Below are 12,349 nucleotides of genomic sequence, written 5' to 3'. Positions count from 1 at the left end.
GTCTCCCTCAGGTCAGGTCTGCAGGGCGGGGATCCGGCCGGTCGGGCCACTCGAGCGCGTCATCCCCAGGGCCGTGAGCACCTCGAGGGTCGCCTTGGAGCGGTTGAACGTGTAGAAGTGCAGGCCGGGCGCACCCTCGGCGAGCAACTGCTCGCACATCGCGATGGCGTGCCGCATACCGATCTCCCGACCGGCCGCGGCATCGCCCTGCACCCCGTGCAGCTGTCCGGCCAGATCCTCCGGGACCCGCTGCCCGGACAGCTCGATGATGCGCATCAGCCGGGTGTAGGACGTGACCGGCATGATCCCCGGCAGGATCGGGATGTCTGCGCCGGCCTGCAGCGACCGCTCGCGCAGACCCACGTAGTCCTGCGCCGAGAAGAGCATCTGGGTGATCGCGTAGTCCGCTCCGGCAGCGACCTTCTCGGCGAAGTACCTGGTATCGGACGCCAGGTCAGCCGACCGCGGATGCATGTCCGGGAAGGCGGCCACCCCGACGTGGAAGTCGCCCAGCGACCGGGTCAACGCCACCAGGTCACTGGCGTGGTGCAGGCCCTGCGGGTGGGCGATCCACTCCGCCGACGGGTCCTCCCCCGGCGGGTCCCCGCGGAGCGCGAGGATGTTCCGCACGCCGACGGAGGCATAGGAGCCGATGACGTGACGCAGCTCGGCCACCGAGTGGCCGACCGCCGTCAGGTGCGCGACCGGCAGCAGTGTCGTCTCGGCCGCGATCCGCTCGGTGATCCGGATGGTGCGGTCACGACGCGAGCCGCCGGCGCCGTAGGTCACCGAGACGAACGCGGGGCGCAACGGCTCCAGCCGCCGGATGGCGAGCCAGAGCGTCGACTCCTCCGCATCGTCCCGGGGCGGGAAGAATTCCACCGAGAAGTGGGGGCCTGGCGCGGCCAGACGCTCGCGGACGGTCACCATGGGTGCAGCCTATCGGTCCCCCTGATGCAGACTGGGCGGCGTGCATCCCTCCCCGAGCATCGGAGATCCGACCGCCGCCGTCGAAACCGTCCTGTCCGCCGAACTGGCGGCCAGGAGGATCGAGGTCACGGCCATCGATTCACGCCTGTCGGCGGACGTGGACCGGCTGATCGGCTACATCCGGGCCGGTGGCAAGCGGCTCCGCCCGCAGTTCCTGTGCTGGGGATGGGTCGCCGCCCAGGAGACCGGTGGCCTCACCGCACCACCGCCCGGTGTGATCAAAGCGGCAGCCGCGCTCGAGCTGATCCAGGCCTGTGCGCTGCTGCACGACGACATCATCGATCGATCCGACACCCGGCGGGGCCGGCCGAGTGTCCATCGGTCGGTGCAGAAGCTGCACGCCGACCACGGCTGGTCGGGCGACGGCGAGCACTACGGCCTGTCCTCGGCCCTGCTCCTGGGCGACCTGGCACTCGCCTGGGCCGACGATCTGTTCGCGGATGGCCTCGTGGAACTCGGTCACCCGGCTGGGGCGCTGGCGGCCTGGCGGGCGATGCGGACCGAGGTGCTCGCCGGCCAACTGCTGGACCTGCGCATCTCCGCCGACGAGTCATCCGATCCGGAGGTGGCCGCCGCCGATGCGATGATCGTCAACCGTTACAAGACCGCCGCCTACACGGTCGAGCGACCGCTGCACCTGGGGGCGGCGCTGGCGAACGGATCACCCGCCACCATCGCCGCGCTGCGGGAGTACGGGAAGGCGATCGGCATCGGATTCCAGCTGCGCGACGACCTGCTGGGTGTCTTCGGCGATCCGGCCGTGACGGGCAAGCCCGCCGGCGGGGACCTGGTCGAGGGCAAGAAGACCGTCCTGCTGGCGATGGCCAGATCGGCGTTGGCGCAGCAACCCACCCTGCTGGCCGAGCTCGACGCCGGTGTCGGCACCGCGCTGTCGCCGATCCGGGTGGAGCACCTGACGCAGATGGTGGCCGGCACCACCGCCCCGGCGGACATCGAGACCAGGATCGACGAACTGCTGGCCAGCGGCATCGGCACGCTCGATCTTCTCGACGACACCGGGAGGGCGCTGATCAGCGCGGGTGCCCGGGAACAGCTGCGGCGGCTGGCCCTGGCCGCGACGGCCCGCGACCGCTGATCAGGTCAGAACCCCGCAGCCTGGGCCCGGCGGTGGACCTCCCGGCCCCGGTTCTCCCGAAGGGCGGTGATCGGGCGGCCGGGGAGCGATTCCTCCGCGGTGAAGAGCCAGTCGATGATCTCCGGGTCGCTGTACCCCGCGTCGGACAGCAGGGTGATGGTGGAGGGCAGGCCCTTCACCACGGCGCCGTCCTGGATGAATTCGGCCGGGATCCGTAGTACCCCGTCGACCCGGGTGGCGACCAGCTGACGCTCGCGGAGCAGGCCGTGCACCCGGGTCACGATGATTCCCAGGGTGGACGCGATGTCCGGGACGGGGACGAGACGGGGTGGCCCGGCGTCCGGGGCCGCGGCGGGGTGATCGGAGGCGCTGTTGGTCGACACGTGCTCCAGCGTCCCATCCGAACGCCCTGCACGTCGAACCCGCGCCGACGGATCGGACCCCTAGGATCTGACACTGTGAGTACCTCTGACGGCGGGCGGGGTGGCCGCACGTTGATCGGCACCGTGCTGGACGGTCGGTACCGGGTCGGCGCGATGATCGCCAGGGGCGGCATGTCGACGGTCTATCGCGGTATGGATCTGCGGCTGGACCGGCCGGTGGCGATCAAGGTGATGAAACCGTCGTTCGCGGCCGACCCGTCGTTCCTGACGAGGTTCGAACGCGAGGCCAGGAGCGCGGCCGCGCTCGCCCACCGCGGGGTCGTCGCGATGTACGACCAGGGCCGGGACGGCGACATCGTCTTCCTGGTCATGGAACTGGTCGACGGCGGCACCCTGCGTGACCTGATCCGGGAGTCGGGCGGCCTGTCGGTCGCGGTGACCATGTCGATCCTGGAACCGTTGCTCTCGGCGCTCGGCGCCGCCCACGCAGCGGGACTGGTCCACCGCGACGTCAAGCCGGAGAACGTACTGATCTCCTCCCGTGGCGAGGTCAAGGTCGCCGACTTCGGTCTGGTCAGGGCGGTGTCCTCGCAGACCATGGCCACCGGTGACGTGATACTCGGGACCGTCGCCTATCTCTCGCCGGAGCAGGTGTCCACCGGTGCCTCCGATGCCAGGTCCGACGTCTACTCGGCGGGCATCGTGGCGTTCGAGATGCTGACCGGCCACACCCCCTACCTGGGCGACAACCCGATCTCGGTCGCCTACCAGCACGTCCACTCCGACGTGCCCCCGGTCACCGACCAGGCCCCCGGCGTGCCGCTGGAACTGGACGATCTCATCCTGGCGGCGACCAGGCGTGACCCGTTCGCCCGGCCGCGGGATGCCAACGCCTTCCTGTCCGCCCTGGTCGCGCTGCGGGCGCGCCTCGGTCTGGCCAGGGCGGTGGTCCCGGTGCCCGGCTCCTCGCGCCCCCCGGCCGTCACCCGTCCGGTCGCCGAGCACGTGACCGCCCGGCCGGCCGGGCCGACCGGTACCAGGGTGGTCGCCGCCGTGGGTCCGGCGACCGCGGAGCTGAGCCCGGTCCTGGAACTCCGCTCGACCCGTCGGCTACGACGAACGTTGGTGATCGTCATCGTCGTGCTGCTGGTCGGCGGCGCCGCGGCGGTCGGCGGATGGTGGCTCGGCAGCGGACGTTGGGCGTACACCCCGGCGACCGTCGGCGTCCTCCAGCAGTCGGCCGAGACGCTGGTCCTGGACGCCGGGCTGGTGCCGCACGTCACCAGCGCCCCCGACGACACGGTGCCACAGGGCACGGTCGCCCGGACCGATCCGGTCACCGGAGCCAGGGTGCTGCGAGGCACCGAGATCGACCTGGTGGTGTCCGCCGGACGTCCCGTCGTGCCGGTCATCTCCGCGGGCACCGCCGTCGACGAGGCCTCGCAGGCGGTGACGGCCGCCCATCTGACGCCGCGCCTCGACCCGACCGCCGACCGGTACGACGCCGCGGTACCGACCGGCGCCGTAGTGACGACCGTGCCGGCCGCCGATACGGCAGTGGACATCTCGGCAGACGTCCTGATCGTGCTGTCGAGGGGGCCGCCGCCGGAGCCGGTGCCCGACGTGTCCGGGAAGTCCCTGGAGGACGCGAAGAACAAGCTGCTGGTGGCCGGGTTCGCCGTCGGTCGGGACGAGAAGGTCTACAACACCGAGGTGGATTCCGGATCCGTCATCGGGACCGATCCGGCCAAGGGGCAGTTGGTGCCGGCGGGTTCAGCAGTCTCGGTCGTGATCGCCTCCTCGCTCGAGGTCCCGGCGGTGCGGGGCGAGCCGGTCACCCAGGCCGCGGACGATCTGCGACGATCCGGCTTCACCGTCACCGTCGCAGATCCGGTGTTCGACCCGGACGTCGACGGCGGATCGGCGATCGGTACCAGCCCGTCGGCCGGCAGCCGCGTCGACCCGGCGAATCCGGCGATCACCCTGACCGTGTCCGACGCGGTGACCGTGCCGGACGTCAGCAACGGCAACGTCGGGCAGGCCCGGCAGCAGCTGTCCGACCTCGGGCTCGGCCTGCAGGTGAGCGCGCTGTTCGGGGCGTCCGGTGCCTCGGTGCTGAGCCAGAGCCCCTCGGGCGGCAGCCGGGTCGCACCGAACTCGACGGTTCGGGTCAGCGCCTTTCCATAGGCCCCGAAAGCCTTTTCAGGGACGCAGCAACCGACCGAGCGCGAGCCTGGCCACCGGCAGGTACCCCAGCACGATCGGCAACGGGCCGCTGACCCGGAGGCCGGTGCTCGATCGGTCGGGACCGGAGGCATCGAGCTCCATCACGCTGTGCTCCAGGTGCAGCCGGATCCCGAGCGGCAGCATCGCGTCCCAGGCCCATGTCCGCTGCAGATCGTCGAACCTGGTCACCTCGAACCGCACCTGTACGCCCAGGACGGCGTGCACGGTGCCGGTGCTGCCCGTCCGGATCACCCGGTCGGCGCAGGAGACCGACGCGATCTGCGGCGACCAGGTCGGCCACAGGTCCGGCTCGGTGTACCGCCGCCAGACCAGCGCGGCCGGTGCGGCACCGCGGACGGTGATCGCCAGGGAGGTCAACTGCGGAGCATCTCGGCGACCAGGAAGGCCAGTTCCAGGGACTGCTGGGTGTTCAGCCGCGGGTCGCAGGCGGTCTCGTAGCGGTCGGCGAGATCGGCATCGCTGATCTCCTGTGCGCCGCCGAGGCATTCCGTGACGTTCTCGCCGGTCAGCTCGACGTGGATGCCCCCCGGATGCGTCCCGAGGTCGCGATGCACCTCGAAGAAGCCTTGCACCTCGTCGACGATCCGGTCGAAATGCCTTGTCTTGTATCCGGTTGACGCCTCGTGGGTATTGCCGTGCATCGGGTCGCACTGCCAGATCACCTTGTGGCCGGTGGCTTCCACCTTCTCCACGATGGCCGGCAGCACATCGCGGACCTTGCCGTTGCCCATCCGGGAGATGAGCGTCAGCCGGCCGGGAGTGCCGTGCGGGTCCAGCCGTTCCACGTACTCGACCGCCTGGTCGGGCGTTGTCCCCGGGCCGATCTTCAGTCCGATCGGGTTGGCCAGGATCTCGGCGAACGCGATGTGCGCGCCGTCCAGCTGCCGGGTGCGTTCGCCGATCCAGAGGAAGTGTCCGGACAGGTCGTACAGCTTGTCGATCCCGCCGTTGGCGGCGGTCCCCGGCTCCAGCCGCAGCATGGCCCGCTCGTAGTCCAGCAGGAGCGCCTCGTGGGAGGAGAAGATCTCGACCGAGTGGAGCGAGTGGGAGTCCACGCCGCAGGCCGACATGAACCGCATCGCCCTGTCGATCTCGCCGGCCATCCGCTCGAAGCGCTCACCGGCGCGGGAGTTGGCCACGAAGGCCTGGTTCCAGGAGTGCACGCTGGCCAGGTCCCCCATGCCGGCGCCGGTCAGCGCGCGGACCATGTTCATCGCCGCCGAGGCGTTCGCGTAGGCCCTGACCATCCGCGACGGGTCCGGAACCCTGGCCTCCGGCGTGGTGGCCAGCGAATTGATGATGTCGCCGCGGTAGGAGGACAGGCCGAGGGAGTCCATCTCGGAACTGCGCGGCTTGGCGTACTGGCCGGCGATGCGGGCGACCTTGACGACCGGCATCGAGGAGCCGTACGTCAGCACCACGGCCATCTGCAGCAGCGTCTGGATGTTGCCCCTGATGTGCGGCTCGGTGTTGTCCACGAAGGTCTCGGCGCAGTCGCCGCCCTGCAGCAGGAACGCCTCGCCGTTGGCGACGGCGGCGAGTTGTGCGTGCAGCCGGTCCACCTCGCGCGGCACGGTGATCGGCGGCACCGCCTCCAGCAGGGCCCGCACGGTCAGCACCTGCTCGCCGTCCGGCCAGTGCGGCTGCTGGGCGGCCGGCAGGGAGAGTGCTTTGTCCAGCTCGGCGCGCAGCGTTCCGGGGAGGGGTGGGAGGGACGGCAGGATGTCCGCCGGTATGTCAACAGTCCAGTTCACATCAGTCAGCCTATCCGGCGGACAAGGCGTCCTGCGCTGCCTGCCAACGGGCGAAACCGAGCTTCGCGTCCGCCAGTGCATGATGCCGGTCGCGGCCGGGTTCCGGGATCGCCGGGCTCCCGGCCACCTCCCAGTGCTGGCGGATCTCGTGGGTCAGTTTCGGCATCGCCGCCGGCATCGCCGGCATCGCACCCCACAGCTGCCCGAGCACGACGTGGTCGTAGGCGGCGTACCAGGCCCACAACTCGATCGGCAGTCCGGGGGCGCTGAGGAATTCGAACAGCTCGTCCCGGATACGGGACCGGCTCCGCCAGCTCGGGTCGGACGGGGACGGGAGCTTGTCCAGCACGTTCTTGCGCACCCACGGGCCGGCCGTCTCGGGGTCGAACTCGGTGGACACCGCGTAGAAATCACGGCCGTCCTCGGCCACCACACCGATCGAGATCAACTCGATGGTGCGGCCGTCCTCGATGAACTCGCAGTCGTAGAAGTAGCGGGCGACGGGGCCGGCCGGTTGGGCTCGCACCACGGGGGCGACTACTCCTCAGCCCGCTTTGGTGCCGGGCAGGCGTGTGACGGTGCCGGGACCTCGTCCCTCGACCAGTGCCGTGCCCCTCCTGACCTGTTCGGCCAGCCGGGCCGACTCCAGGTCGGCCTTGACCTTCGCGGCGTAGACGTCCACGTATTCCTGGCCCGACAGCTCCATCAGGCGGTACATGATCTCGTCCGTCATCGAGCGCTCGACGAACCGGTCGCCGGCCATGCCTTCGTAGCGGGAGAACTCGAGGGGCCGACCGAAGATCGCGGTGTAACGGTGCGGGCGCCACATCTTCGAGCCGATCGGGTTCACCTTGTCGGTACCGATCATCACCAGCGGGACGACCGGCACCCCGGCCTCCAACGCCATCCGGGCCACCCCGGTCTTGCCCTTGTAGAGCCGCCCGTCCGGCGACCTCGTGCCCTCCGGGTAGATGCCGAGACACTCGCCCTGCTTGAGCAGCCGGACGCCCGTCATCAGCGCATCGTGGGCGGCCGATGCGCCGCCGCGGTCGATCGGGACCTGACCGACCCCGTTGAAGAACGCCTTCTTGAGGCGGCCCTTGAGGCCCGTCTCGGTGAAGTACTCGCTCTTGGCCAGGAAGGTCACCCGGCGCTTGACGAACAGCGGGGTGAAGAACGAATCCGCGACCGAGATGTGGTTCCCGACGAGAATCACGCCGCCCTCGGCGGGCACGTTCTCGGCTCCGATCACCCTGGCCGGGAAGAACAACCGCAGCGCAGGACCGATCAGCACGTACTTGCAGAGGTAGTACAGCACCCTGGAGCGCCCCTTCTCGTTGCCGTGGCCGACCGCCGCGCGGCAGTGGGATCACCGTACGCGCCCGCGGGCGAAAACCTCCGTTGGGCAGGCCGTCCATGATCTGGGAAGATGAACCTACCGGTGGCCCTCGACGCGGCCGGCACCCGTCGCCGCTGCAAGGAGATCCGATGACGTCACCGCCCCCGGCGAGCGCGCTCGAGGCCTTCAGCCAGCAGGGCGGGGACGTCGGTGTGCTGCTCTGCCACGGGTTCACCGGATCACCGGCGTCGATGCGACCATGGGCCGATCGCCTTGCGGCCGAGGGGTTCTCGGTCCGGCTGCCGCTGCTGCCCGGCCATGGCACCAGCTGGCAGGAGATGAACGGGACCACCTTCGACGACTGGCTCGGAGCCGTCACCACCGCCCTGTCCGAGCTCACCGCCACCTGCCGCTCGGTGGTCGTCTGCGGCCTGTCGATGGGCGGGACGCTGACCCTGCGGCTGGCCGAACTGCATCCCGGTGCCATCGCGGGCATCGTGCTGGTGAACCCGGCCGTGATGAGCCTGCGCAAGGAGATGACCGTGCTGCCGGTCCTCAAGTACCTGGTGCCCTCGCTCAAGGGCATCACCGACGACATCGCCAGGCCCGGAGCATCGGAGTTCGGCTACTCCCGCACGCCGCTCAAGGCGGTGGATGCGATGCGCAAGGGCTGGGCCGTCACCCGGAACGCACTGGCCCAGGTGAGCGCCCCGACGCTGCTGATGCACTCCAGGGTGGATCACGTCGTCGAGCCGGAGAACTCGGCCCTCATCCTGTCCGGGATCGCCTCGAAGGACGTCACCGAAATCGTGCTGGAGCGTAGTTTTCACGTCGCGACCCTGGACTACGACGCCGAACTCATCTTCGACGAGTCGGTCGCCTTCGTCCGGCGCGTCACGAGCGAGCCCGCGTCGTGACCGGCGTTCCGGACGACCCGGACCGCACCAACCGGGAGCGCTCCGCCGCGCAGGTGGACGCCGAGTTCGCCGCCATCATCTCGGGCATCTCCCAGGAGATGTCCTGGAGTTCGACGGCGCAGGAACTGGACTCGGTGGCCACCGCAGAGCCCGACCAGACCGAGACCGGCGACGAACGGGAGCGACGACGCGCCCAGCGGCGGGCCCAGCGCGCCGAGGAGGTGGCCACCTTCGAGGCCGACCAGGCCGAGGCGGAGGCCGAACTGCAGGCCGACGAAGCGCACTTCGTGCCGCCGGAACCACCACCGCTGCCGAAGCCCAAGCGGCGCACCGTAGTCGCCCTGCTGTTCATGATCATCGGGCTGGTCATGATGGTCCGGCCCAGCCTGCTCGAGGTGGCCCCGGACGTCGTGCTGGTCCTCGGGATCGGGTGCCTGGTCGGCGGGTTCGCGATGCTGATCCACGGACTGCGGCCGCGTGCCTCCGACCCGGACGACGCCGACGGCTGGGACGACGGGGCCCGGTTGTAGGGCCGCCGGACGGCAGCGTCAGACCGGCTTCAGGTCGGCCGGTGGCGCACCGACCGCCGCCCCGGCCAGCAGCGCCGCACCGATGATCCCCGCCCGGTCGCCGAAGGTGGCGACGACCAGCCGTGGCTCCGGCCGATGCCCGGACCCGGTCATCCCGGCGGACAGGTCACGCTGGGCGGTCGGCAGGTACAGCGGCGCTGCCGCAGCCACCCCACCGCCGATCACGATCACCTCCGGATCGATGATGTCGGTGGCCATCGCCAGGCCCACCCCGAGCCAGCGGCTCAGATCCTCCATGGCGGCCAGCGCCACCGGGTCGCCGTCCCCGGCGGCCGCCGCCACCATGGTCCCGGTGATGCCGGCCGGGTCGACCAACGCCAGCGGGCTCCGGGCGCGCGCGCCCTCGCTCAGCGGTTCGCCGTCGCCGACGGACCAGCCCTCTAGCAGCTCGCGAGCAGTCTGGGCCAGGGCCGTACCGGAGCAGTACCGTTCCCAGCAACCGTTTTTTCCGCACGGGCAGGGCCGCCCACCCGGGACGACGACGACATGACCCAGTTCCGGCGCGACGCCGTGTGCCCCCCGGTAGATCACCCCGTCGATGACGAGTCCGGCGCCGATCCCGGTGCCGAGTGCGATCAGCAGCGCCACCGGCGAATGCTGGGCCGCACCGGACCGGTACTCGGCCCAGGCCGCGGAGTTGACGTCGTGGTCCATCACCACCGGCAGGCCGAGACGGGCACTGAGGCGGGCCGGCACGGGATCGCCCCGCCAGGCCAGATGCGGCGCGAACATCACCCGCCGGCGGTCGGTGCTGACGAAGCCGGCCACCGCCAGGCCGGCCGCACCGACCTCGAACTCCGAGGCGAGCTCGGTGATCAGGGACGACAGCACGTCCTCCGTCTCCTGCACGGTGCGCGGCGTGAAGGCCCTGCGGGAGGCGACGATCTCGCAACGATCGTCGATCACCGCCGCCCTGACAGAGGTGCCCCCGATGTCGATCCCGATGTTGAAGGTGCTGCCGTTCATCGGATCTCGATCCGCTCTACCACCGGCTCGTCACCCGGATCGGTGACTGCGGAGCCCTCGGTGGTGGCCGTCGGCGGCGCCGGGATCAGTGACCGCAGCGTGGTGAGCACCACCAGCGCGGTGTCGACGAGCTTCTCGCTGATGTCCGATCGATCCCCCCGCAGCAGTTCCGCTCCGCGGCAGACGGGGCACCAGCCGACGCAGGCGTGCGGCGACGCCGGGCCTGATTCGACCGCCGGCCCCTCGGCCTTCAGCTGCTGGAGCCTGCTGGTGACGGCGTCGATCAGCTGACCGGCCTCGTCCGCCAGCGAGCCGACCTGATGACCTGCACCCGGGGTCGTCACCTGGCACCGGCACCGAGCGAGCCCGCCAGGGCGGCCGGCCACAGATCAGGGTCGGCCTCGAACTCGATCACCAGGGCATCACCCTCGAAGGTGGCCCCGGTGGTGCGACAGCGCTGGAGCACCGAGGGCAGGGCGATCCGTCGGCGCTGCGGCCCGACCGTCACGATCAGGTCGTCGCCGGCCCGGCTGAGCTCGATGTCGCCGCGGTCGGCCAGCGGCAGCTCCAGCAGCAGCCGGTACCTGCCGTCGGCACCCTCCGTGCGCAGCCCGCAGGACGGGACCGGATCGGCCACCGGGTCCAGACCACCGAAGAGCTGGAGGGCGATCGCGCCGAGGCGCACCGGTCCGACCGGCTCCTGCGCCGTCATGCTCACCTCATGGATGCGGAGCCGTCCGAACGACTCGGTGATGCTCGGCCAGCACGCCGACTGCGCCGCGCGCCAGGCGGTCAGGAACGGGCCGTGGTCCTGGTCCTCCGGCAGCACCCGGTTGACGAGCACGGATTCGACCGCGAAACCGTGCAGGGCGAACGCCGTCAGCAGCCGTCGAGCCTCGGCGATCACCACGCGCTCCGGCGTGACCACCAGCCTGATCCCGGTGATGTTGTTGTCGGCCAACAGCTCCCGTGCTGCGGTGAGGTTGTCGAGCAGTCGGCCGAGCGAGTCGGAGATCGCCGCGGCCGATGGCGCGGCCGCACCGGCCGCACCGGCCGCGTCGGTGCGGTGGCCGGTCAGCCCGGCGAATCCGGCGGCCAGGGTGCGCATCAGCCGGGCCGGCGCGCCCATCAGCCGGTCGCCGTAGAACCGGATGGTCTCCGGCAGGGCCAACAACTTGAGGGACTCCCCCGAGGGCGCGCAGTCCACCACGATGACGTCGAAATCACCGCCGCGCGCGTGGCGGAGGACCTCGAGCAGAGCGACCACCTCGTCCGCCCCCGGCAGAACGGTCAGCTCCTGCGCCTGCACCTGGGCGATACCCCTGGCCGAGAGCACACCGACCAGGTAGTCGCGGATGTCCGACCACGCCTGCTCGAAACGTCCCCGGGTGTCCACCTGGGCCGCCCAGAGCCCGTCGACTCCAGCGACCCGGGCCGGGTCGGCCGTCAGGTCGGTACCCAGCACGTCGGCCACGCTGTGGGCCGGGTCGGTGGACAGCAGCAGGGTGCGGTGACCGACCTGTGCCGCCGCGATGGCCGTCGCCGCGGACAGGGTGGTCTTCCCGACGCCGCCCTTGCCGGTGTGCATCACGATCCGCGGCGTCGGTCGACTCGTCGCAGAGGCGGTCACGCTTTCTCGACTCGCTTGCGAAGCTCCTTCAGAGCGGTGTCCATGATCGTCCGCTCGGCCTTGCGTCGCAGTGGTCCGACCAGCGGGACGTTGAGCTGGACCGTCAGTGAGTAGGTGACCTCGGTCGTCGGGCCGACCGGGCGGAGGGTGTAGGACCCGTGCTGCGACTTCTGCATCTGCCCCACCACGAGTTCCCAGCTGACCGACAGACCGTCGGGGGCCCAGCTGTACTCGAGTTCGTAGGTGTCCTTGATCAGTCCGGCGTCCAGGCCGAACTTCACCCGCTTCGCGCGCGCACCGACACCGGGGTCCGTCACCTCGGCCTTCTTCACCGCACCGGTCCATTCCGGATAGGCGGTGAAGTCGGCGATGACGTCCATGATCGCGAGGGCGGCCGCGTTCATGGTCAGCGATTGGGTGGAGGAGTCGGCCATGAG

General features: G+C 70.6%; 14 protein-coding genes. 4 read left to right on the top strand and 10 right to left on the bottom strand.

Annotation, left to right across the window (positions count from 1 at the left end):
- Nucleotides 1–12: 12 nt before the first annotated feature.
- Nucleotides 13–930 carry a methylenetetrahydrofolate reductase [NAD(P)H] gene (gene metF, locus H7F38_RS15310; protein WP_187090663.1) on the bottom strand — a complete coding sequence of 306 codons (918 nt, stop codon included), beginning with the start codon at nucleotides 928–930 and terminating at the stop codon, nucleotides 13–15.
- A 40-nt stretch (nucleotides 931–970) separates the two neighbouring features.
- Between metF and H7F38_RS15305 the strand changes: the two genes are divergently transcribed.
- On the top strand, nucleotides 971–2,086 hold the full coding sequence (locus H7F38_RS15305) for a polyprenyl synthetase family protein (RefSeq protein WP_187090662.1): 1,116 nt from the start codon (nucleotides 971–973) through the stop codon (nucleotides 2,084–2,086).
- Nucleotides 2,087–2,091: 5 nt separating this feature from the next.
- Here the strand turns inward: H7F38_RS15305 and H7F38_RS15300 are convergent, their stop codons facing one another.
- Nucleotides 2,092–2,391 (bottom strand): Rv2175c family DNA-binding protein, encoded by a 300-nt coding sequence (locus H7F38_RS15300; RefSeq protein ID WP_370531377.1) that lies wholly within the window; start codon nucleotides 2,389–2,391, stop codon nucleotides 2,092–2,094.
- A gap of 153 nt (nucleotides 2,392–2,544) precedes the next feature.
- Between H7F38_RS15300 and pknB the strand changes: the two genes are divergently transcribed.
- Nucleotides 2,545–4,656, top strand: coding sequence for a Stk1 family PASTA domain-containing Ser/Thr kinase (pknB, locus tag H7F38_RS15295; protein ID WP_187090660.1), 2,112 nt, complete (start codon nucleotides 2,545–2,547; stop codon nucleotides 4,654–4,656).
- 15 nt (nucleotides 4,657–4,671) lie between these two features.
- Here pknB and H7F38_RS15290 read toward each other — a convergent pair whose 3' ends face one another.
- Genes H7F38_RS15290 through H7F38_RS15275 form a run of 4 tightly spaced genes read right to left on the bottom strand, consistent with a single transcriptional unit; the run spans nucleotide 4,672 to nucleotide 7,788 of the window.
- On the bottom strand, nucleotides 4,672–5,073 hold the full coding sequence (locus H7F38_RS15290) for an SRPBCC family protein (protein ID WP_222618103.1): 402 nt from the start codon (nucleotides 5,071–5,073) through the stop codon (nucleotides 4,672–4,674).
- Nucleotides 5,070–6,470, bottom strand: coding sequence for a class II 3-deoxy-7-phosphoheptulonate synthase (locus tag H7F38_RS15285; RefSeq protein ID WP_187090659.1), 1,401 nt, complete (start codon nucleotides 6,468–6,470; stop codon nucleotides 5,070–5,072). Before H7F38_RS15285 ends, H7F38_RS15290 begins: the two co-directional genes overlap by 4 nt.
- Nucleotides 6,471–6,480: 10 nt before the next feature.
- Nucleotides 6,481–6,999, bottom strand: coding sequence for a polyadenylate-specific 3'-exoribonuclease AS (locus tag H7F38_RS15280; RefSeq protein WP_255497994.1), 519 nt, complete (start codon nucleotides 6,997–6,999; stop codon nucleotides 6,481–6,483).
- A gap of 15 nt (nucleotides 7,000–7,014) precedes the next feature.
- Nucleotides 7,015–7,788: a 1-acyl-sn-glycerol-3-phosphate acyltransferase gene (locus H7F38_RS15275; protein WP_187090658.1), complete on the bottom strand. Its 774-nt coding sequence runs from the start codon at nucleotides 7,786–7,788 to the stop codon at nucleotides 7,015–7,017.
- A 170-nt stretch (nucleotides 7,789–7,958) separates the two neighbouring features.
- On the opposite strand from H7F38_RS15275, the gene H7F38_RS15270 reads away from it, so the two are divergent.
- Nucleotides 7,959–8,726, top strand: coding sequence for a carboxylesterase (locus H7F38_RS15270; protein WP_187090657.1), 768 nt, complete (start codon nucleotides 7,959–7,961; stop codon nucleotides 8,724–8,726).
- The gene (locus H7F38_RS15265) at nucleotides 8,723–9,256 is read left to right on the top strand and encodes a hypothetical protein (protein WP_187090656.1); all 534 of its coding nucleotides are present in this window, start codon (nucleotides 8,723–8,725) and stop codon (nucleotides 9,254–9,256) included. The genes H7F38_RS15270 and H7F38_RS15265 overlap by 4 nt, the downstream gene beginning before the upstream one ends.
- 18 nt (nucleotides 9,257–9,274) lie before the next feature.
- On the opposite strand, the gene H7F38_RS15260 is transcribed toward H7F38_RS15265, so the two are convergent.
- The 4 genes from H7F38_RS15260 to H7F38_RS15245 are packed head-to-tail and all read right to left on the bottom strand — an operon-like array spanning nucleotide 9,275 to nucleotide 12,346.
- A complete protein-coding gene (locus H7F38_RS15260; RefSeq protein ID WP_187090655.1) occupies nucleotides 9,275–10,282 on the bottom strand; it encodes an ROK family protein in 1,008 nt (335 codons plus the stop codon).
- On the bottom strand, nucleotides 10,279–10,626 hold the full coding sequence (locus H7F38_RS15255; protein ID WP_187090654.1) for a hypothetical protein: 348 nt from the start codon (nucleotides 10,624–10,626) through the stop codon (nucleotides 10,279–10,281). The genes H7F38_RS15260 and H7F38_RS15255 overlap by 4 nt, the downstream gene beginning before the upstream one ends.
- Nucleotides 10,623–11,912 (bottom strand): ArsA family ATPase, encoded by a 1,290-nt coding sequence (locus H7F38_RS15250; protein WP_187090653.1) that lies wholly within the window; start codon nucleotides 11,910–11,912, stop codon nucleotides 10,623–10,625. The genes H7F38_RS15255 and H7F38_RS15250 overlap by 4 nt, the downstream gene beginning before the upstream one ends.
- A complete protein-coding gene (locus H7F38_RS15245; protein WP_187090652.1) occupies nucleotides 11,909–12,346 on the bottom strand; it encodes an SRPBCC family protein in 438 nt (145 codons plus the stop codon). Before H7F38_RS15245 ends, H7F38_RS15250 begins: the two co-directional genes overlap by 4 nt.
- Nucleotides 12,347–12,349 lie beyond the last annotated feature (3 nt).

It is taken from the genome of Nakamurella sp. PAMC28650 (genome assembly GCF_014303395.1).
Taxonomy (GTDB): Bacteria; Actinomycetota; Actinomycetes; order Mycobacteriales; family Nakamurellaceae; genus Nakamurella.
The sequence above is the reverse complement of the archived record's forward strand: the minus strand, read 5'-3'. Positions and strand labels throughout refer to the sequence as shown.